The 19,076-nt window shown below is 44.5% G+C and carries 24 protein-coding genes and 1 pseudogene; 6 read left to right on the forward strand and 19 right to left on the reverse strand.

Going from position 1 to position 19,076, the window contains the following annotated elements; all coding sequences use genetic code 11:
- Positions 1 to 6 precede the first annotated feature (6 nt).
- The 3 genes from hemG to T3H97_RS18340 are packed head-to-tail and all read right to left on the reverse strand — an operon-like array spanning position 7 to position 3,330.
- Positions 7 to 1,428 (reverse strand): protoporphyrinogen oxidase, encoded by a 1,422-nt coding sequence (hemG, locus tag T3H97_RS18330; protein ID WP_328800495.1) that lies wholly within the window; start codon positions 1,426 to 1,428, stop codon positions 7 to 9.
- The gene (locus T3H97_RS18335; protein WP_328800496.1) at positions 1,412 to 2,527 is read right to left on the reverse strand and encodes a TIGR04053 family radical SAM/SPASM domain-containing protein; all 1,116 of its coding nucleotides are present in this window, start codon (positions 2,525 to 2,527) and stop codon (positions 1,412 to 1,414) included. The genes hemG and T3H97_RS18335 overlap by 17 nt, the downstream gene beginning before the upstream one ends.
- Before the next feature lie 14 nt (positions 2,528 to 2,541).
- Positions 2,542 to 3,330 (reverse strand): YwiC-like family protein, encoded by a 789-nt coding sequence (locus tag T3H97_RS18340; RefSeq protein WP_328800497.1) that lies wholly within the window; start codon positions 3,328 to 3,330, stop codon positions 2,542 to 2,544.
- 169 nt (positions 3,331 to 3,499) lie between these two features.
- Between T3H97_RS18340 and T3H97_RS18345 the strand changes: the two genes are divergently transcribed.
- The gene (locus T3H97_RS18345) at positions 3,500 to 3,922 is read left to right on the forward strand and encodes a hemerythrin domain-containing protein (protein WP_029515522.1); all 423 of its coding nucleotides are present in this window, start codon (positions 3,500 to 3,502) and stop codon (positions 3,920 to 3,922) included.
- 28 nt (positions 3,923 to 3,950) lie between these two features.
- Here the strand turns inward: T3H97_RS18345 and T3H97_RS18350 are convergent, their stop codons facing one another.
- The 6 genes from T3H97_RS18350 to T3H97_RS18375 form a co-directional block, all read right to left on the reverse strand.
- A complete protein-coding gene (locus T3H97_RS18350; protein WP_103049469.1) occupies positions 3,951 to 4,748 on the reverse strand; it encodes a hypothetical protein in 798 nt (265 codons plus the stop codon).
- A 78-nt stretch (positions 4,749 to 4,826) separates the two neighbouring features.
- Entirely contained in the window at positions 4,827 to 5,294 is a 468-nt protein-coding gene (locus T3H97_RS18355; RefSeq protein WP_328800498.1) for a hypothetical protein, read from the reverse strand.
- A gap of 52 nt (positions 5,295 to 5,346) precedes the next feature.
- Complete coding sequence (locus T3H97_RS18360) at positions 5,347 to 5,517, reverse strand: DUF6097 family protein (RefSeq protein WP_258012561.1); 171 nt, start codon at positions 5,515 to 5,517, stop codon at positions 5,347 to 5,349.
- Complete coding sequence (locus T3H97_RS18365; RefSeq protein WP_223821930.1) at positions 5,495 to 5,641, reverse strand: DUF6097 family protein; 147 nt, start codon at positions 5,639 to 5,641, stop codon at positions 5,495 to 5,497. Before T3H97_RS18365 ends, T3H97_RS18360 begins: the two co-directional genes overlap by 23 nt.
- Before the next feature lie 100 nt (positions 5,642 to 5,741).
- Positions 5,742 to 6,443, reverse strand: a complete 702-nt coding sequence (locus tag T3H97_RS18370) for a DUF1963 domain-containing protein (protein ID WP_103049467.1) — start codon at positions 6,441 to 6,443, stop codon at positions 5,742 to 5,744.
- A gap of 20 nt (positions 6,444 to 6,463) precedes the next feature.
- Positions 6,464 to 7,390, reverse strand: a complete 927-nt coding sequence (locus tag T3H97_RS18375; protein WP_328800499.1) for a cell division protein ZipA C-terminal FtsZ-binding domain-containing protein — start codon at positions 7,388 to 7,390, stop codon at positions 6,464 to 6,466.
- A gap of 160 nt (positions 7,391 to 7,550) precedes the next feature.
- On the opposite strand from T3H97_RS18375, the gene T3H97_RS18380 reads away from it, so the two are divergent.
- From T3H97_RS18380 to T3H97_RS18395, 4 genes are all read left to right on the forward strand, one after another.
- Positions 7,551 to 8,297, forward strand: coding sequence for an MORN repeat-containing protein (locus T3H97_RS18380; protein WP_103049687.1), 747 nt, complete (start codon positions 7,551 to 7,553; stop codon positions 8,295 to 8,297).
- Positions 8,298 to 8,567: 270 nt separating this feature from the next.
- On the forward strand, positions 8,568 to 9,653 hold the full coding sequence (locus T3H97_RS18385; RefSeq protein WP_076295523.1) for a WXG100 family type VII secretion target: 1,086 nt from the start codon (positions 8,568 to 8,570) through the stop codon (positions 9,651 to 9,653).
- A gap of 33 nt (positions 9,654 to 9,686) precedes the next feature.
- A complete protein-coding gene (locus T3H97_RS18390) occupies positions 9,687 to 10,523 on the forward strand; it encodes a hypothetical protein (protein ID WP_272638649.1) in 837 nt (278 codons plus the stop codon).
- Positions 10,516 to 11,001, forward strand: coding sequence for a DUF5381 family protein (locus tag T3H97_RS18395; RefSeq protein WP_103049464.1), 486 nt, complete (start codon positions 10,516 to 10,518; stop codon positions 10,999 to 11,001). The genes T3H97_RS18390 and T3H97_RS18395 overlap by 8 nt, the downstream gene beginning before the upstream one ends.
- Before the next feature lie 18 nt (positions 11,002 to 11,019).
- Here the strand turns inward: T3H97_RS18395 and T3H97_RS18400 are convergent, their stop codons facing one another.
- The 3 genes from T3H97_RS18400 to T3H97_RS18410 all read right to left on the reverse strand — a co-directional run bounded on the left by T3H97_RS18400 (position 11,020) and on the right by T3H97_RS18410 (position 13,857).
- Positions 11,020 to 11,730, reverse strand: a complete 711-nt coding sequence (locus T3H97_RS18400) for a 5'-methylthioadenosine/adenosylhomocysteine nucleosidase (protein ID WP_328800500.1) — start codon at positions 11,728 to 11,730, stop codon at positions 11,020 to 11,022.
- Positions 11,731 to 11,772: 42 nt separating this feature from the next.
- Entirely contained in the window at positions 11,773 to 12,948 is a 1,176-nt protein-coding gene (locus T3H97_RS18405; protein WP_328800501.1) for an aminotransferase class I/II-fold pyridoxal phosphate-dependent enzyme, read from the reverse strand.
- Positions 12,949 to 13,017: 69 nt separating this feature from the next.
- Positions 13,018 to 13,857 carry a MetQ/NlpA family ABC transporter substrate-binding protein gene (locus T3H97_RS18410; RefSeq protein ID WP_328800502.1) on the reverse strand — a complete coding sequence of 280 codons (840 nt, stop codon included), beginning with the start codon at positions 13,855 to 13,857 and terminating at the stop codon, positions 13,018 to 13,020.
- 291 nt (positions 13,858 to 14,148) lie between these two features.
- Here T3H97_RS18410 and T3H97_RS18415 point away from each other — a divergent pair, with 291 nt between their 5' ends.
- Positions 14,149 to 14,706, forward strand: coding sequence for a YdhK family protein (locus T3H97_RS18415; RefSeq protein WP_071642167.1), 558 nt, complete (start codon positions 14,149 to 14,151; stop codon positions 14,704 to 14,706).
- Positions 14,707 to 14,793: 87 nt separating this feature from the next.
- Here the strand turns inward: T3H97_RS18415 and T3H97_RS18420 are convergent, their stop codons facing one another.
- From T3H97_RS18420 to T3H97_RS18445, 7 genes and pseudogenes are all read right to left on the reverse strand, one after another.
- Complete coding sequence (locus T3H97_RS18420) at positions 14,794 to 15,408, reverse strand: vWA domain-containing protein (protein WP_442955650.1); 615 nt, start codon at positions 15,406 to 15,408, stop codon at positions 14,794 to 14,796.
- A 60-nt stretch (positions 15,409 to 15,468) separates the two neighbouring features.
- Positions 15,469 to 15,738, reverse strand: a pseudogene (locus tag T3H97_RS26460) (copper amine oxidase N-terminal domain-containing protein); the annotation flags it as partial.
- A gap of 21 nt (positions 15,739 to 15,759) precedes the next feature.
- A complete protein-coding gene (locus T3H97_RS18425; RefSeq protein WP_328800504.1) occupies positions 15,760 to 16,677 on the reverse strand; it encodes a hypothetical protein in 918 nt (305 codons plus the stop codon).
- A 165-nt stretch (positions 16,678 to 16,842) separates the two neighbouring features.
- On the reverse strand, positions 16,843 to 17,130 hold the full coding sequence (locus T3H97_RS18430) for an antitoxin Xre/MbcA/ParS toxin-binding domain-containing protein (protein ID WP_025718120.1): 288 nt from the start codon (positions 17,128 to 17,130) through the stop codon (positions 16,843 to 16,845).
- 13 nt (positions 17,131 to 17,143) lie between these two features.
- On the reverse strand, positions 17,144 to 17,629 hold the full coding sequence (locus tag T3H97_RS18435) for a methylated-DNA--[protein]-cysteine S-methyltransferase (RefSeq protein ID WP_328800505.1): 486 nt from the start codon (positions 17,627 to 17,629) through the stop codon (positions 17,144 to 17,146).
- A gap of 25 nt (positions 17,630 to 17,654) precedes the next feature.
- The gene (locus T3H97_RS18440) at positions 17,655 to 18,215 is read right to left on the reverse strand and encodes a bifunctional transcriptional activator/DNA repair enzyme AdaA (RefSeq protein WP_328800506.1); all 561 of its coding nucleotides are present in this window, start codon (positions 18,213 to 18,215) and stop codon (positions 17,655 to 17,657) included.
- 42 nt (positions 18,216 to 18,257) lie between these two features.
- Positions 18,258 to 19,040, reverse strand: coding sequence for an isocitrate lyase/PEP mutase family protein (locus T3H97_RS18445; protein WP_328800507.1), 783 nt, complete (start codon positions 19,038 to 19,040; stop codon positions 18,258 to 18,260).
- Positions 19,041 to 19,076: the final 36 nt, after the last annotated feature.

Below are 19,076 nucleotides of genomic sequence, written 5' to 3' on the forward strand. Positions count from 1 at the left end.
GCCTAATTATAAAAAATCAGAAAGCAACTGTTCAGCCGCTTCTTTCCCTTGAGCGATGCAATCTGGAATTCCAACGCCCCCATAGCCGGCACCGCATAGAAAAACACCTGGTAAATCCTGTGCGAAGTCCTGTCTGATCTTCGCCATATGCTCTTTGTGTCCGATCGGATATTGCGGCATCGATCGATCACACCTACTGACTTCAACGAATTCCGGTTCCGCTTCCAGGCCCATTAAATCTTTCAAATCTTTGCGCGCGGCATCCACAAGTTGATCGTCTGTCATCTGAATCCACTCCTGTGCGCCTGCATGTCCGATGTAGGTCCGTAAAAGCGTATATCCTTCAGGAGCAGTATGGCTCCACTTCGTCGAAGACCAAGTACATGCCGTAATCTTTTTGCCTTCTTTGCGGGGGACTAGAAATCCCGTTCCCTCAAAAGCAAAATTAAGATCTGTGTTTTTATAAGCAAGGGCAATATTGGCTACGGAAACATAGTGAATCTTGTGTAACCAGCTAGCGCTTGCAACGCCAGAAAATAATGTAGCCGCTTCAAAAGCTGGAACAGCGCAGATCACCGCATCCGCATCTATTTTTTGTCCATGTTCTAAAATGACCTGATAACCACTTTCTTTCCTTACTTCAACTACACCTTGCCCCATAACAAAACGTACGGTATCCAGCCTTTCCTTTAGCCGCTCCACGATCGTAGATAATCCTAGCCGATAAGAAAGAAACATACTTTTCTTAGCGATATCCGGCAGTTTTTCTTGTACTGCTGGCTTTCTTCCCGCCCCTTTAGACATACCCTTAATCAGACTTCCATGCTTTTGTTCCATTAGTTTAAATTGAGGAAAAGTTGACATAAGGCTCAGAGAATGAGTATCCCCAGCGTAAATTCCAGACAGCAGAGGTTCTGTAATCTGGTCCAGAACTTCTTTGCCGAGACGCCGTTTGATAAAATCACCTAGAGATTCGTCCGCATCACCTTTCTTCGCCGGAATGATTAAATCCAGGGCTGCCCGTGCTTTTCCCAGTGGAGAAATAAGTCCTGTCCGAATGAAAGGAGTCAGCTTTGTTGGGATGCCCAGAATGAAGCCCATCGGCATCGTATGAAGTTTGCCCTTATGCAAAATGCAAGCAGATTTGGCTTTCGGGTTTGTCGATACCAGCTCTGCTTCCAGTCCCAACTCCATGGTCAGATCCAATATTGCCGTCTTTCTGGCCAAGAAAGCATCCGGTCCTTTTTCGATCATAAAATCGTTTTGGCGAACGGTTTGTAGCTTTCCTCCCAGACGTTCACTTTTCTCCACCAGTGTAATCTCCACTTCAAGCTGCCGATCCTCAGCCAGCTTTTTCACATAAAAGGCAGCACTTAAACCACTTATTCCTCCACCGAGAATAACGACTTTTTTAGAACTTTTTTTCATGAAAACACTTTTCCTCTCCAACCCCGGGTATATAAGCGCAATAAGGGTCACTCTCCAAATAGTCTCCTGTTATTGCAAAAGCCCTTGCTCTGGAGCCCCCACAGATGGCCTTGAATTCACAGACTCCACATTTACCTTTAAGTAGGGACTTATCTCTAAGATTCATCATGATCGGAGAGTTGCGATAAATATCTGCCAGGCTATCGTTTCGTACATTCCCGCACATAAGAGGCAGAAAACCGCTTGGGTATACTTCTCCGATATGACTAATAAAAACAAATCCATCTCCATCATTTACGCCTTTAGGAGCACGTCCTAAAACATCTGCCCTCTTTTGTCCGTCTGCTACACTGCTCTCACCTGCTTTGTGCTTTTGCTGCAGTACGACCCTCCGGTAGTGAGGAGCTTCTGTAGCCTTCACACCGTACGGCATCTGTTGCTGTATTTGATACAACCATTTCATTACGGCTTCATGCTCATCAGGAGTAATCATATCTTTCTCCATGCCACGTCCAGTTGGAACAAGGAAAAATAAACTCCATAACACGGCCTGCATTTCCTTTACCCTTTCTGCAATTTGTTCCAGATCATGAATATTGTACCTGGACACCGTAGTGTTCACTTGAATAGGGATGTTCAGTTCCTTTAAATAACCAATTCCTCGCATGGTCGTATCGTAAGAACCCGCCGTACCCCGAAAATGATCGTGAATGTCTGCACATGAACCGTCCAGACTAAACGCCCACCGCGATAACCCCACTTGCTTTGCTTTTTCTACCGCTGCTCTTGTCACTTTAGGAGTGGCACTGGGGGTCATCGAAACCGACAGATTTTTCTCTTCAATTGCATATCGAGCCAGTTCAAACAGATCAGGACGCATCAAAGGATCTCCGCCTGTGAATACAACCAACGGATGATTCATTTCAGCGATTTGATCTATTAGCTTCTTACCTTCTTCTAGTGTCAGCTGGCGAGGATCAGGCTTGTACTGAGCTTCCGCTCTACAGTGAAGGCACTTTAAAGCACAAGCTCGTGTAACCTCCCAGATGACTATAAACGGGTCTGTATGATAATCACGCGGCGTTTTCAAAGATATCATTGATGTCTCTCCTTTTAGAAGTATAAAAACAATACAAAAACATAGAGCATCATTGAAAATCCAATTTCCGCCATGCCAACTTGTTTTGCCTTTAATCCGAGTTTAGGAAGCCATATGGCCCGTATCAAAAAAATCAAAAAAGGAATAATCAGAGGTAACTTTAACCAAGTAGCAAACAACAAAATCACCAAATGATAGATGACGGAAGCATAATGGTAACGTATATTTTTTCTTTCACGAATGATCGTTTTGACATACAAAGCAGTTCCGATAAAGTAAAGCACCAAAAGCAAGAATAGCTCTGTTGCTACTCTCCAATCCTCTCCTCCCCCCATATAAATAACGGGGTATATAAAAGAACAAAAGAGTAGAATTGCAACAATGTCATTGAGTAAAGCACGTTCATTTTTCGTTCTCGCAAAATAAATATTAGCCATAAAAAAGAGCAATAAAAGAACTCCATACCAGATCAAGGCAGGCTCAAACCATACCAGTGAAATTAACAAAGGAAGTAATATCACTCCGTATACAACGGCGGGTTTGCGGTATCTTTCACTGCTGCCTGTTTTGATCCATTGGAGGACAGGAAAACTGAATAAGTAGATAAAAAACCAGCACACAAATAGGGGTACATGAATGAGATCCCCTCGAGAAGCAGCTAAACCGAATAAAAATGGAAGAATGAGCATAGCCCAGGCTCCATGTTGATTGGGTATGTATCTGCTCATCCCCCTCAAACCCTTGATCCTTTTTTCACAATCTTTTTTATGTCTGTTATTTCGGTTAATCGATTCATCATCCATTCCCCCAAGATTGAGTTTTATGTTCTAACTTCATTCTAAGTATTATATGATATTGAACCAATTAGGGAGTTCCCTTTTCCTTAGAGGGGAAAATCCTAACCGGAAAAATAACGCTATTTTCTTATGCTATACTGTACTAAAAAAGGGAACAAAGAAAGGATGAAATGTTATGGGAGGACCTTCTTTACGTCAACTGCATGCTCATCATGCCATTCATCAAGGTGGGCTATCTGGCGCTCTAGATAAGACGAGAGAAGTAGAGGAATTACTCGAAGCAAAAGAATTCCAGGTGGCGCGCCAGGCTGCCGACCACTTGATCGAATATTGGGAAACCCGCATTCTCAGCCATGCTGATGCAGAAGAGGAAGGATTCTATCAGGAAATGGTCGAGAAAAAACCGGAACTGCAGGAGGCTGTCGTCAAACTTACACGAGATCATGATCTGCTCCGAATCATTGTAAAAGAGCTCAAAGCCGGGATTCGTGAAGAAGGGCTTACGCCTGAAGTTCTTCAACAGTTCCACGCACTTCTGGTTGTCAATGCCATTCATAGTCGGGAAGAAGAACGTTTGCTGTTTGAGCAACCGTCATAATCAAGATGTGCATAACGATTCACATTCTCTATAAAAACGTACCAAAGAAATAGTCCAACGCCTCCTGCGAGTATCCGTCATCTCCTTGCCAAGCTGCTACGGAATAAAAATCATGATTGCCGTGCTGTCGTTTACGAGGCGTGTCCTGCGGGACCAGCAGTCCGGCATATCCCCACACCTCCATGACGACATCACGCTCGTTTTTGCTGGATGGAAACACATCCTTCCAGCGCTTTTCCAATTGACGTGCACTGCTTTGAGCATCACAGTTCTGAACAGCTTCGAGCATGTTATGGAGTATAGCTAGATCCTCATCGGAAACCTGAACATCCTCTTCTTGACTGAACAATTCAAGGTCCATCCAGCAATACAGAAGGTGGTTCAGACGAATACCGCCCCATTTGATTCGCTCAAAATTCAGTACATTCAAATCTTCATTGACATATTCCTTATCGGACATCATTTTATTAAAATTACAATCCCCACAGCTACTGTAATTGGGCAGGACGACAGGCCGCTCACCATAGGTGTGCAAAGGAAGTCCTGCGGTTAATGTCCAGCTCGATAAAGCGCTTCGTAAATGAACCTTTTTCGTGGAAAGACTATGCAAAAATGCTGCTGCCACTCGTTCTTTTGTAGCCTTTTGCTGGTGCAGCTCATGCAGCCTGTTTATAATCTCGTTATGTGTAATGGTGATCGGATCGAACATCAACCCCTTACTTTTGGCATATTCAAAATCCTCACCCGAAAAAGATCCCCGCTCCTGCTTCCAGCCGCTAGAGGACCAGAATGTGTTCATCAGTATTTTTTTTGCCTTTTTATCCACAACACATCTCCCTTACTCATCCAACACCCTCACCTCCAACAAAAAGCTCAGGGTTGTAGCGTATTTTATGTAAGATTGCTATTCATCTTTATACTTAAAAGCAATGGCCGTATTTCCTGACCGGGGGTCAAAATAAGAAGAGATTCTCCCCCAATTCAGCTCATATTTCATATAGGGGTAAGGCTTTGTTTGACGATAGCTTGGCTTCACGGACAAATGTTGCTGTAACAAACGATCATGCTCCCTTTGCCGCTTTCTCTCCCCTTCCTCAGACCAATTATCCCACGAAGTTGGAAATTCATCGCCCTGGAGCGAAATCTCCACGACAACTAGGCTTGTATCCTTAAAGCATACAGACACAAAAAAATGCCGACGCAGCAAAGAAACCTGATCGAAATGATACCAGATGTAGTCATTCCCTAGCTTTCTTACAGAATGAAAATATTTCGAATACCAAGTGGTCTCTAACAACTGATCTTCCGTTAAAGATGAGTAGATCGCACGCTCACCATCGACCCGAATGATTCCTGATTCCCAGTCATTCATTGCTGCCACTCCTTCAGCTATTATGCCAATCTCCTACTGTTTCTCTCTGTCCTCATTTGTCCACATGATTGAAAATGGCCTGCCAGGCCCGATCTAGCACGCGCGTATGTAATTGCTTGGCATAAACATTTCTAACGATGGCGAGAACGATCACACCCACGAATACAACACTGAGCAAAGTAATAGAGGGAACCCAATAGTCAAACATGGCATTCGCCAGCACTTGCATTTTCCACCTGCTCTACAGGCAGGTCATGCTTCTGAATAAATGCATGTGCTTTCTTCAATTCGGATTGAATAAATAAACTACTCTGGATAGCAGATCCTAGCTGACCTAAAACATTCATATCTTTTCACTCCATTTTCGATAGCTTCTAAACTACGAGTATATAGGATTGCCATGCTCTACAAAACGATCGGTTCCAGACCGCTCTCTAAATGAGCCTATTAGTAAAAATCAAAGTAACCCCGCCAGACTCCTTCATTCTGATGCTTGGCAAAATAAAAGCTGCCTCCATCTACAATATTCAATTGGGCTTTGGCATCTGAGGCAATCTGAAACACAAATTCATAGCCCTCGCCAAAGTCGATGCCTGGTTGAATAAAGCTGGGATAGCCACCGATTTTGTGAACCGCATATATTTCCTCTACGATGTCCTCAAAATAATCGGGTTCCTCCTCGTCCATCTGGTTGAGAGCATCGTCGTATTCCTCAGGGATATCTTCACCGTCCCAGACCGGATAATCATTCTCTTTAAGTTCGGGGAACAGCGGAAATGCTTTGATTTGCATAAATGCCGGACCAAAATCTTTTTCAACCAAATCCTCTACCGACGTATACTCACGAATACACATATATCCTTCCATGTCCTCATGATCTAGTACATCGGGAGACAGGAAGACCGTCAACAGCTTGACACTGTGCATAGCTTCAGGGACAAAAGGCAAGGCAGGCAAATACAATTGCATGATCGGAGCCATAACATTCCCCTGTACATCAATGGGTTGTTCCTCCGTTGGCAAAGCCACTGTAACTCTACCAATCCAGCTTTGTTCAAGGGAATCCGACGGCCTACGACCCCCTGTATGAAAAATCGTAGCTTTACGTTTTAGAATCGTTCTTAGCTTCTCAATAGAGTTGCTGGACAACGAAATCACTCCTTTCTAATCTAAAATAGAAACAGAACAACATCCTCGCCTGCTTTAAATCCAAACTCTCTTAATCGATCTTCCATCTCTTGAATCTGGCGCAGATAATCTTCCGGCACAGCTGGCAGACCCTGTTCATTCACTAATGTCCCGCCGAGTCTGGTGCGTGCATATTCGGCACTTTTCCACATCGCCTCAAACACAGTTTGCGGCTGCACGGTTCGTACCCCATCCATACTGAAAATCAAATCTGCAAAGCCATCCTCTGCGAGTGTACTCAACCAAAAAAAGCCAGGCTCGGTGCCCGTATGTACGCTAAATAGTTCATCATAGCCGACCGACCCGTGATGGTGTGCATGGAAAATATCCATATCTCCCCACTCCATTCCGAGGCTCAGCATGACATCCCAGATATCCGCTCCACGGTAAGCTTGGCCTTGATCCGCTACTAGCCTAAGCATGACAGCGTGTTCCCTTTCACCTTCCTGATCTGTAAATGCTTTAAGTTTTTCCGCTTTTGCACGTGCACGGGCAGCATCCTCCCGAGGAAGCACATGAATGGTGCCCTTCTCCTGAAAACGAACTGGCAGTGTGTTCATAAAGTCTGCAACTTTGACTTCATCTAAATGAACCTGCATCTCTACATTATCGAATATATCCATACAAATACAGATTTTATCAAAATGGCATTCGCCTGCCGATCTGCGCCCCACACTAGTCCACATCTGTAAATCATGGACATGTCCATACACGATATATCCTTTGAGCAATTGCAAAATATCCTCATCTGACAACGTAAAGCCACTGAATTCCACATCAATCAGCCAATAGATATTAGCATCAGGCTCCACTTGGTGGATTCCTTTTGCGGTCTTCACAGGCTCATGTTCCAACTCCACGGCAAGGATGCTAGATACATCCTCACTCCCATGTTCAGGTAAATTCATGAATCTCTCTCCTAACTAGCTGTTTTCACTTTACAGTTTCCTATAATTCTCAATATATATTAAACTATAAATCACCAAGCACAAAATAGTATAAAAACAGTGCTGGGTTGTTGAACATAACTTTTTAGAATTTCAAAGCTTCGAAAGGGGAGAACTCATGATGCAAAAACTTTGGCAAAAAGGGAAGGCTCTGTCTCTGCCTATTATGGTGTCCGCATCGCTGATATCTGGAGCGCTGTCTGTAAGTACACCTGCGGCGAATGCGGCTGCAACCAAGGAATTGCTTCAGCTATCCGGTCAGACTACTTACTATGGAGAGGTTGAGAATGGGCAGCCCAACGGACGTGGTACGATCAAATGGAGCGAATATAAGCAGTATTCGGGTGATTTTGTGAATGGCAAGCGTTCAGGTACTGGAAAATATATAAATCAGTACACGGATGCAGATGGACAAAATCATAAAATCGTATACAACGGCACATGGAACAATGACACGATGAGCGGCAAGGGTACGCAGACTGAAAAAGTGACGCAAATGGACGGAACCGTACGTTCGAACGAGATTCAAGTAGGTGCTTTTCAGAACAATGGATTACAAAACGGCTATCAAGTGATCCACGCTGTGGCCGATCCAGACTACAGCTTCACTTATAAAAATGGAAAAGAAGTGTTAAATATCTTGCACAGTAATCAAGATCTGGTCCAAAGGTGGCAAAAAGGAGATCTCTTCTCCGTAAATTATAAAAATGGCTCTGTCCAAAAGGAATACTCCATGTTCCCTGAAGAGACTGCTACCAAAGAACGTCAAAGACAAGCGTCTATCAAGTATTTCAAAGGAATTACCGCCAAGGTCACTCCTCACTTGCAGCAGTTTGAAAAGCTGTCCAAGCAGATTCCGCTAAAATAATTAATACGATGCGAAACATGTATTAGCCTCTACGCAAGAAGGCCTCTCTTTCTAATGGAAAGCTCCATTTGAAAAGAGGGCTTTTTTCGTTTCGTTATGAATGACATATAAGAACTTCGGATCATAACACCTCCTACTATTCTCCCTTATGCACCCTCATGAACTCATACAAATGACTTATTTTTCACTTAAATCCCCTCCTTTTTTTGCTAACCCCCACTAGATTCACTAAAATATAAGTAATTATTTTAATCATCCGAGGTGGACATCATGGCTAAAATTATGGTTCCTCCTGAGAAACTAGAAGCGGTTTCCAGGCAGTTCGCACAGGCACGTGAGCTGGGGGCACAAATTTGCGGACAACTGTCACAGCATATTCAGATGTTGGAAAATAGCTGGGCAGGAACAACACAGCAGCGCTTTTATCAGGATTTTCATAAAGCGCGTGGACAAATGGATGCTTTCACTCAAACTGTCGGTTCTGTCAGCACAGAGTTGCGTTCCATTGCAGTAAAATTCAAGGAAACAGATACCCAAGCAGACTCGGGTATTAATAAAGGAGATCACAGCGGACAGATCGGCAACAGTGAGGGGGCAACTTCCGGGAAAAAAGGACCCGATCCAGCAGATATAGCCATTAACAGCATTTCAGAAGCCAATAAATGGCGCGGGCAACTGGGATTTGCCGGAACAGCTATCTATAGCGGTCTGGCTTCCACACTTGTGCTCACCAAAACAGTAGAATTCAAGAAAAGTCTGAAGAATCCCACTCGAGCGGTTATACATAATGCGGCATGGGTGAATGGCAAGGGTAACAATGCGTTTATGCGTAATTTGGGCAAAAGCCTAAACCGCCAATTCGCTAAACCCGGTATTGTGATGAAGGGTTTAAAGGGCTTTGATCGTTTAGCTGGAAAGCTTCAAATGGGTAAGCTCGGCCTCGGATTCAACAAAGCCAACAGCTTTCCTCAGTGGACGCGGAACGTCATCGCTGGGGTGGAAAAAGGCCGTTACGGCATAGCCACCCGCCAAATTCCCGGCATGATTGCCAAAAAACTGTACCCTATTAACGCCACCATGAATATTGTGGGCGAGGGTATCAGTCTGGCTGGAAAATGGAAAAGCGGGAAGCTTACCGGAACGGATGTGGCTGTATCTGCTTCTAACGTAGCGATTAAAACCGCCGCAACTTATGGCGGTGCTGTCGCTTTGGGAGCCGTAGGCGGCGCTATCGGTGGTCCGGTCGGAGCAGCCGTCGGTGCTTACGTCGGCGGTACGGTGGGAAGCTGGGCAGGTGGAAAAGTCGCCAAATTCGCCGAAAAAGGGATACGTTGGGCCAGCAAACTATTTAAATGACATACACCTAACAGATGGAGAAGGAGCCTGACTATGGATAAACAAACGGTAATTTTAACGCTTGAGGAACTAGGCTTTGCCTTGACCGCACTGGGCGCAGAAGATATGGCTTCTGGTCTGCTCCAATCTTATTACGGGGAACTGACCGAAGATCGCTGGGAACTGCTTTTTCATGCCGCAACGCATAGCCTGATATCCAAGGGTTTGATGGAGCAACGGGATGACGGGCAACAACAGCTCGAATTTGATGCGTTCATTGTTGAAATGCTAGCTCATCTGGTACAAAGCCGCCAGATGCTACGTGGCTACAAGGAGCAACAGGACAAGCAAAATACATTAACGATACACCATGGAAATGAACGTTTTCTATATCATTTTTCCAGCCACAATGAACTCCATTTCTTTCGCTGGTCTTCCCGAGAAGACTGGCATCACGACATTGATCAATTGTTCGGCCTGCTTGCTTCGAACTTCAATGCGCACAGCCGATACGTCGATCTGACAGAAGAACAGTGGAATGAGTTAACCTCATCCAACTTCAGCATGCAGCAAATGCCAACGTGGAAGCTTCATGAGTCGGCTCAACAAATGATACAAGACTGGCGAGAGGATTTTGATCGTAATCAGTGTAGCCTAGATAATTTGAGCCAGATGATATACGCGGATACGGATGAAGATGGACCTTCCGTTACAAATCTACTATTTGTTCTTAAAGGAATGAATGATGTGTGGATCGTAAGAAATACAGAACTGGATATGCAGGCCACCCCATGTCTGCGTATTGAAAGTGTAACCGAATCTGACTGGAGAGAACGAATAACTTATTTCATTCAGGAGTTTGTACGCGACGAGGCGGTATTCCGTGGATAAAATTGTATATCGAAGATCTTTGGCATTTTGGAAAGCCATGGGTAGCTTGATGTTTGTGCTGATCTGTCTGTTTTTGCTGCTGCTCATTTTTATCGACGAAGATATCTCAGCTCTACAAATCTTCTTCTTTATTACCTCCGCCATTGTCGGACTTCCTTTTTTCGGCAGCTATCTCGTGGTTTGTTTGAGCAGAATGCTTCGTAAGGATACCTATCTGTTCATCTTTGACGAGCATAGCATTTCCGATGGTATTCGAACTGTCCCATGGTCTGCAATCACTAAAGTCGAATTCGAAGGGGCCTCCATCCGCAAATGGCTGCGCCCTCGCTTTCCCGCCTTTATTTTTCATCTGAATGACCGCAGCACCTGGGAAGTCAGCACCGATTATGTGTTGAACGATATGGAGCTGAACCATGCCGGGAAACAACTTCGAACTCTCATTAGCCAGCATGGCAAGTCGAAGAAAAAACGTTCCTGAATATTGCCATTGAATATATCAAAGCTTGTCTCTATCATATGCAGCTACAAGAGCCACAACCACTGCTGCCGAGTTGGCCGCAGCCAAATCAAGATTGGAGTCAAAAGAATCCGCCGCTTCTACACCGGCAAGATCAGACAAAGAACGGACAGCCAAAAATGGAACACCAAACTGGTACGCAGTCTGAACGACCGCGGCCCCTTCCATGTCCGTCACTTTCGCTTCAGGAAACTGGCTACGGATAAAATGGGCGCGCTCAGCCTGGGAGATAAAAGAGTCTGCCGTCGTAATCAAACCGTTGACGATCTGCCCCTCAATCTTGGTCTCCGCCAGCGCTTCTGTCGCAAAAGCAAGCAGCGCTGGATCGACAGGATAACTTGCCGGCATCTGTGGCACCTGCCCGTAGGTATAGCCGAACGCCGTTCCGTCCACATCACTGTAAGTCAGCTCGGTCGCCACTACGACATCGCCAACATGCAGCGCTGGGTCGAGCCCACCCGCAGACCCGGTATTAATGACAAGCTCCGGGCTAAATCGCTCAATCAACAGCGCCGTAGTCGAGGCTGCGTTCGCTTTGCCAATTCCTGATTGCAGCAGAATAACTTCCTTGCCCTCAAGCTGGCCCGTATAAAAAATCCCGTTCGCAATCTGGGTCATCTTTATCCCTTCGATCTGCGCTTTCAAATCTGCTATTTCTTCCTCCATGGCTCCGATAATCGCTATACTCAAAGTTCTTTTCCCGCTCCCTCCATGAATTTCTTGTATCCCAGCTTATACTTGAAAAATACCCGTTGCTGCGATGCGCTGCACTGCCTCCAGCAGCCTTTCTTCACTGTTCACCAGACTGACCCGCACATGAGAAGCTCCTGCACGACCAAAGCCTTCTCCAGGAGCGACCGCAACATGCGCCTCGTCCAATAAAAAGTCTGCAAAGGAAGCAGATGTATACCCCTCTGGCACCTTGAACCAGGCAAAAAAAGACCCTTGGGGAGCAGCTACATCCCAGCCAATACCACGTAACGCTGCAATGAGAACATCACGGCGCCGCTCATATAACGCCGCGAGCTCCCGTACCGGTTCCTGTGTGCCCAGTAATGCCACAGCTCCCGCATCCTGTACCGCTCCAAAAACAGTGCTGTAGGCATGCGTATGATAATGCTTGAGCGCACCAATGATGGACGAATTTCCCACTGCAAAGCCGAAGCGCCATCCAGCCATGTTATACGTTTTGGAAGCCGTATACGTCTCGACGCCATACTCCTTGCCGCCGGGGATTTGCAGTAAACTAATCGGCTTATGTCCGTCAAATCCAAGAGCCCCGTAAGCAAAATCATTCATAACCGGAAACTGATACTGAGCGGCATAATCCAGCGTCTTTGTCAGAAAATCTGAAGTAGCTACTGCTCCAGTCGGATTGTTCGGATAATTAATCATGAGCAATTTGACCTGCTCTGCAATTTCTTCCGGCACGGTTGTGTAATCAGGCAAGAAACCATGCTTCTCATCAAGCGGAATCGTATGAATATGGGCTCTTGCCAGCGTAGCAGCGGAATAATATTGGGGATATGCCGGATCGGTGGTCAATAACCAATCACCTGGATTCAATAGCGCCTGTGGAATCCCCATTACGCCTATGGCTGAGCCGTTGAATATGGCAATCTCCCGGTCTGGATCCAGCTCCACCTGATACTCCCGTTTATAGAACGCGGCGACAGCCTCCAGCGTGCTTTTTTTTCCATGAAAAGGCGGATAGCCCTGATTGATCGGTTGATCGACCGCTTCCTTCAAAGCGCTAATGATATGCGCCGGTGTCGGCTGATCCGGGTTGCCGGCTGCCAAATTGATTACATCTATTCCCTTACTTTTATACAGATTCACCTTGTCATCCATGGCACTAAAATAGTTGTCAGGCAGAGCCTTGACGAGATCAGAGGATGAAAAAATCACGTTCATCTCCACCTTCTATCCATAAGATACAGGCTGACAACGTCAGCCCGCAGAAGATAATACCCCATTTTATTTGAAATAGCTTGGCAGCTTGTAGCCTTCATAATCAGGATTGGATTGGATATACTTTTGGAATTCATCTGAATGATATCCTTCAATAATGTCTTTGACGAAGGCCTTATCCTTGTTCTTGCTGTCCACAGCGACCACGTTCGTAAACGGATCTGTCATATTTTCAAGCTTTAATGCCGAGGTCAGCTTTATTCCATTCGATACAGCAAAGTTCCCTTGTATAGCCGCAAAATCAACATCCTCCAGTGCACGTGGCCCCTGTGCCGGGTCGGTAGCAACAAATTGCAGATGATGCGGATTAGAGGTGATGTCGTTCACCGAGGTTTGCAATGGATCAATATGGTCCTTTAACGTAATCCAGCCTACTTCCTTCAAAATATTCAGCGCACGCAGCATATTGACTGGCTCGTTGGGCAGGTTGATTTGGGCTCCCTCATTGATTTCGTCAAGGCTGGTATGCTTGCTGGAGTACAATCCCATCGGAGGAGTCGGAACCTGTACAGCACCAATCAGATCAATATTCTCCCGCTTATTCATAGAATCCAGGTAAAGCGAATGCTGAAACACATTAGCATCAATATCCCCCTTAGCCACGGCTACATTGGGCTGAACACCGTCTGTAAACTCTTTATATGTAATCTTATAGCCTTTCTTCTCCAAATATGGAGCCACACCATTCTTAAACTGATCGCTATATGGACCGGGATTAAAGCTGATATGCAGTGTTTTCTTTTCTTCACCCGCAGCGTTGCCCGACGTATTCTTGCTGCCGCAGCCTGAAATAAAAAGCACGACTGCTCCCAGCAGCAATATAAATGAAATCCATGGTTTCTTCATTTTGATGTCTCCCCCTGCTCCTTGATATCATCTACTTTTGGTGAGTTAGAATGTTTACAGTCGCCCAAAATACCAAGTAATTTGATATGTTTTATAGATATTACAATGATTTTTTATTCACTGTCAACAACATTTAATTACGCATCTTCTGCATAACAAATAAGGGATCACAACAGGCGATCCCCTTGAAGGCAAAAATACTTCACAACTTTGTAATATTATTCCGTTTCAATTATACCCCCCAGGGGTATAATTGAATATGAAAATAAAACCCTAAAGGAGCTATTAAATATGAGAATGCAATGGGCTTTGCTCGCTGGTACAGTCATGATTATTTTGAGTGGGTGCGGGAACAGTAACGCGCCGAACCAAGAGCACACGGCAAACAGCAGTCAACAGCACGACACATCGGAGATGAACCATTCCACTTCCAGTGAGCTTCCTGCCGGACTAAAAGAAGCTGAAAATCCAGCCTTCAAAGTTGGTAGCCAAGCGACTATACGAGCTGACCATATGGCAGGCATGAATGGGGCTACTGCCACGATTGTGGGTGCTTATACGACTACTGCTTATACAGTCTCATATACTCCAACCACTGGAGAAGAAAAAGTGAATAATCATAAGTGGGTTATTCATGAAGAGATTAAGGATGCAAGCAGCGAGCCCTATGCACCGGGCACAGAGGTTATCCTTGCAGCAGATCATATGAAGGGGATGGATGGGGCTAAGGCTACCATTGATTCCGCCGAGCCAACGACCGTATATATGGTAGATTATACGCCTACTACAGGAGGAGAGCCTGTCAAAAATCATAAATGGGTAACGGAGAGTGAGCTTTCAGCCCATTAGAACTCTTTTATCACAGGTGGCTTGTGATAACAAAAGGGAGCCTTACATCGGCTCCCTTTATACGGCTTTATTTGAGTTTGGACAAACCTACTTTGCTAAATTCAGCTTGGCCTCCTTGATATCATACATAGTCCCTTCGTTGGTATCTACAAGCTTTTTCATTTGTTTGTTCGCTAGTCCATTTGCAGGCACGATTGCATTAAAAATAACGCCATTTTTCTGTAATTGCTCGTTGATTTCATCCACAGAAAAACGGGCTTTACCCAGAGCGGTATTTTTATCATGAACTGGTGCATCTGTAATGAATATGATTGTTTTGGAATTGGAATTTTTGGGAAATTTACTTATAGCTAACTGAATAGCCTCTAATCCCGATTCTTTTAAATCCCCGCCAGCGGAAGGGTGCAACATATTCAAATTACCTTTTAACTTGTTTTTATCGGTCGTAAACTCCAAAAATTCTAAATCTTTATCTGCCTTCAGATTGATATCCCGAAATGCAACGACAGCAAATTGGGAACCTGCTGGAACGGAATCAACAAAGCCTTTCACCTTCTGTCTCACATAATCCAGCGTCCCTGTCATACTACTCGTAACATCTATAACGAACACAATATCCGTAGATTTAGAGAAGGTAGTGGACATCTTTTTCAGAATCGTTGGATTGGATTGTGATTCGGAATCATTTTCATTTTCCTCCATTAATTGTTCACTTTCACTGGTTGTCAAAACCTGCGGTGGAGCAAGAAAAATCACAACGCTCTGAGCTGCAATATTCCACTTTACCTTCGCACCCAACGCCTCACTTACAAAGCGAATAGGAACCATTACTTTGCCATTAATGAGCCTCGGTGCCGCATTGAGACGCACTAATTTACCGTTGATATAGGCATCTCTGGAACCTACAGTTAACTTGATCGTTGTATTTCCTTTGGTTGCAGTCACGGTCTTGGTAGCTCCATCCCATTTCACTTTCGCCCCAAGCGCCTCAAAAACGGCACGAAATGGCACGAGCATACTTCCGCTAATAGAGGTCGCAGGCTGCTCATATTGTTACAGTTTACCGTCTATAAACACCTCAACCTGCTGAGCCTTGTTATTATTTATGGGAACGAATTGGGGTACAGACGCGGCCGAATTCCCCGACTGATCGATTATTTTGATATAAAAGTAGTATCCACCCGTAGATAAATTCAGGTTACTCAAAGAATAGCTAGACGTTGTTTCCGGATCGAACTGAATCCGTTTAATTAAATGAGCATCCGCATTTTTGACCATAACATATGAAGTGTACGTGGGTTGAATATTTTTCATCTTCAAACGAACTGAAAATGATGTACTTGAAGAGTTGATTGTAAATGTACCCGGAAAATTTTCTCCAGATGGGATAGACAAAGGGATTTCCGGTGACTCATCAACCGCTTGGTCCACTTTAGGCTCCACGACAGGCTGGGTTACTTGCGGTTCAATTACTTTCGGTTCATCCACAGATTGAGCAACCTCGGGTTCACTGGGAGTGGGAATCTCTTTTATATTGGTCTCCACCTCAGGCTGCGTTACTTTCGGCTCCTCCGCAAGTGGAGTTACTGTAGATTCATCGACTGACTGCACAGTCCCTTCCATAGTTGTAGCTTTAGGAAACTCTATATGATTTTCTGATCCTGGATAAGGTGCTGGTCGTGAATCCGCAATCGTAATTGTAGAGTTGGCATAATCGATCGTAAAGTCACCAGGAGGAATTTCAATATAGTTGCTATACAGACGAATTGGCGTATCAGGCTTAATCGTAAACGGGAGATCGAATTTAAACACTCTGTTTACTCCATTACCATCATCAAGGGTAAGCTTAAGCTTATCTCCATCTCTGAATACCGTCGAATTGGCAGCGTGAACACTTTCTGTACACAAAGTGAACAACCCTACGAGTATCGTTAAAAACGAAAGTAGGAACATCATACTTTTGAGCTTCATTCTTATTTCCCCTTTTGCATCTATTCTTGTCGGTAAATCATAGCATAGGGTTAGATGAAGTTCATGCCATCTGATTACAGTTATGGATATGCGAACTCACTTTTTCCATCATTCGCGCTCTGTTCTTCTGTTCGATGTTCATATGTATCTCCTTGGCCCGCTTCTTCAACGTGGCATACGTAATATGGCCGCCTTCAGTGCCTTAGTCCCTTCTTCGCTTTTCAAATAATCCGACGGTGTTTCGTTGCCGAGTGCGGGGACTTTTCGATCCATCCAAGTCAGTAAATACTCCCCCATATCGGGCAGCAGCACAATCTGAATCTCCTTTGGAATTTTACTTTCGGCCACTTTTGCTCTTATAGCCGGATCTACCTGAGCATATCGCTCTTGATAGATCTGAACCATGTTGGTCCAGCTCTCCGGCTTAAACTCTTTCAAATATATGTCTCTCATCTACGAACCCTCCTTAGGGCCTCAGACAACGCTTTTCATGCTGGAGCAACCATTCTTTTCTCCATAGCCCTCCTGCATAGCCCGTTAGTTTCTGATTGGAACCGATAATTCGGTGACATGGAATCACAATGCTCAGCTTATTTTTTCCATTAGCACTGCCTACGGCTCGGATCGCTTTTTCATTTCCAATAGCAAGAGCAATATCTTTATAAGCTGTCGTTTTACCATACCCCACGGACACCAGTGCATTCCATACTTTTTGCTGAAAATCCGTACCTTTAAAGGCATAAGGAAACGTAAACTCAAAGCGCTCACCTTTAAAATACTCGTCAAGCTGGGTAGCGCATTCCGTTAATACTTGGATTGGAACCTCTTCTACAGCCCTCGTTAAGGGCTCATTCCGATTAGAGAACATAATAGAATAGACATCCTCATTTGTGCCCTGTATCTCTATCTCTCCAATCGGCGATACATACTTCAATACGTATAGTTCGCTCATAAAAGGATACAACCTCCTTCCTTTTCTAATCCTTACTCAACTTCCTATACTCACTAGGAGAACAATAGTTCAAGCTGCGAAACGCCTTATAGAAATGGGAGGGACTTTGGAAGCCCGTCTCATAGCAAATCTCAAGATTCGTAAGATTTGTACTTTTAAGAAGATAGGCTGCCTTATCTACTCTTATTTTTTCCAAATACGTACGTGGGGTTTCGGCGGTTTCCTGTTTAAAGATCCGATCCAAGTAAAAGGAGCTTATTCCGATATGATCCGCAATATCCTGCAATACAAGTTTTTCCTTGTAATGATTGACCAAGAAGGTTACCACATTCTGCACAAGTCTGATATACGGCGAATGGTCTGTATGGGGCTGGCATCTTTTGCAAGCACGAAAACCCGCCTTTTCCACTTTGTCCAAATCAAAGTAAAACTCCACATTTATTTTTTTCGGCTTTTTGGATCGACAGGAAGGTCGGCAGTATATGCGGGTTGTTTTCACAGCGGTAAAAAACAACCCGTCATACTTACGATCACACGCTATAATTTTCTCCCACATTTCTTCAAAAGAAAGATTGATGTTAGCCATGATCGAATACTCTGTCCTTTCTATAGTTCATATTCATCTAGTTCAGGATTTTGCAAAATCCTCATATAAATGTGATGTATCTTGAAGCTCTATCAACTGTTCTGCATTCTTTTGCAAAGCAACTATTATCTTATCAGAAAATGCATTTCCAAAGCTAAACCGTTTAACTCCCAACTGCTGAAGCTGGTGGACATTCGTCAGACCCGGCAGGGATAAAACATTAAGCGGAGCATGTATATGAAACACAACTTCTCTGATCTCTTCATCACTCTTTAATCCTGGAACAAAAATTCCGTTCGCACCACTATCCACATACGCTTTGGCCCGCTCTATGGTCTCTGAAAGTGGGGCATCCATCTGCAAATATGTATCCGTTCTTGCGTTTATAAAAAACTCTTGAAACCCACGCGTATCCAATGCTGTTCTTATTTTGGACAACAGGTTGCTGTGCAGGCCCACTTCTCGAAGCCCCTTTTGCGTTTTCAAAGAATCCTCAATATTAATTCCCGCAGCTCCTACATCGGCTACCCTTAAAACATGCTCAACAATCGTTGCCGTATCCTCCCCATATCCTGCTTCAATATCTGCCGACACTGGAATCTGAACATGCTCAGCAATCGTCCGAATAATGCTTACATGCTGGTCAAAATCAATAAGCTCTCCATCTGAGAATCCAAGCGTATTGGCAATTCCCCAGCTCGTCGTACCTATCGCCTTAAAGCCTGCCTTCTCCAGAGCCACCGCAGATAGCATATCCCAGGCGTTCCCTAAAAATAAAAGTTCCTCTGATGTGTGAAGTGCATGAAACTGATGAATTTTGTTCATAAATTTAGCCTCCTGATATGTGATGTAACTCATTTT

The sequence above is a fragment of the Paenibacillus sp. LX16 genome (assembly GCF_036252815.1).
Lineage (GTDB): Bacteria > Bacillota > Bacilli > Paenibacillales > Paenibacillaceae > Paenibacillus > Paenibacillus polymyxa_B.

Bases quoted from the DNA above. Each gene is read 5' to 3' on its own strand.
- hemG (WP_328800495.1), bottom strand. From the start codon at position 1,428: ATGAAAAAAAGTTCTAAAAAAGTCGTTATTCTCGGTGGAGGAATAAGT.
- T3H97_RS18335 (WP_328800496.1), bottom strand. From the start codon at position 2,527: ATGATATCTTTGAAAACGCCGCGTGATTATCATACAGACCCGTTTATA.
- T3H97_RS18340 (WP_328800497.1), bottom strand. From the start codon at position 3,330: ATGGATGATGAATCGATTAACCGAAATAACAGACATAAAAAAGATTGT.
- T3H97_RS18345 (WP_029515522.1), top strand. From the start codon at position 3,500: ATGGGAGGACCTTCTTTACGTCAACTGCATGCTCATCATGCCATTCAT.
- T3H97_RS18355 (WP_328800498.1), bottom strand. From the start codon at position 5,294: ATGAATGACTGGGAATCAGGAATCATTCGGGTCGATGGTGAGCGTGCG.
- T3H97_RS18365 (WP_223821930.1), bottom strand. From the start codon at position 5,641: ATGAATGTTTTAGGTCAGCTAGGATCTGCTATCCAGAGTAGTTTATTT.
- T3H97_RS18375 (WP_328800499.1), bottom strand. From the start codon at position 7,390: ATGAATTTACCTGAACATGGGAGTGAGGATGTATCTAGCATCCTTGCC.
- T3H97_RS18380 (WP_103049687.1), top strand. From the start codon at position 7,551: ATGCAAAAACTTTGGCAAAAAGGGAAGGCTCTGTCTCTGCCTATTATG.
- T3H97_RS18385 (WP_076295523.1), top strand. From the start codon at position 8,568: ATGGCTAAAATTATGGTTCCTCCTGAGAAACTAGAAGCGGTTTCCAGG.
- T3H97_RS18390 (WP_272638649.1), top strand. From the start codon at position 9,687: ATGGATAAACAAACGGTAATTTTAACGCTTGAGGAACTAGGCTTTGCC.
- T3H97_RS18410 (WP_328800502.1), bottom strand. From the start codon at position 13,857: ATGAAGAAACCATGGATTTCATTTATATTGCTGCTGGGAGCAGTCGTG.
- T3H97_RS18415 (WP_071642167.1), top strand. From the start codon at position 14,149: ATGAGAATGCAATGGGCTTTGCTCGCTGGTACAGTCATGATTATTTTG.
- T3H97_RS18420 (WP_442955650.1), bottom strand. From the start codon at position 15,408: ATGGAGGAAAATGAAAATGATTCCGAATCACAATCCAATCCAACGATT.
- T3H97_RS18425 (WP_328800504.1), bottom strand. From the start codon at position 16,677: ATGAAGCTCAAAAGTATGATGTTCCTACTTTCGTTTTTAACGATACTC.
- T3H97_RS18430 (WP_025718120.1), bottom strand. From the start codon at position 17,130: ATGAGAGACATATATTTGAAAGAGTTTAAGCCGGAGAGCTGGACCAAC.
- T3H97_RS18435 (WP_328800505.1), bottom strand. From the start codon at position 17,629: ATGAGCGAACTATACGTATTGAAGTATGTATCGCCGATTGGAGAGATA.
- T3H97_RS18440 (WP_328800506.1), bottom strand. From the start codon at position 18,215: ATGGCTAACATCAATCTTTCTTTTGAAGAAATGTGGGAGAAAATTATA.
- T3H97_RS18445 (WP_328800507.1), bottom strand. From the start codon at position 19,040: ATGAACAAAATTCATCAGTTTCATGCACTTCACACATCAGAGGAACTT.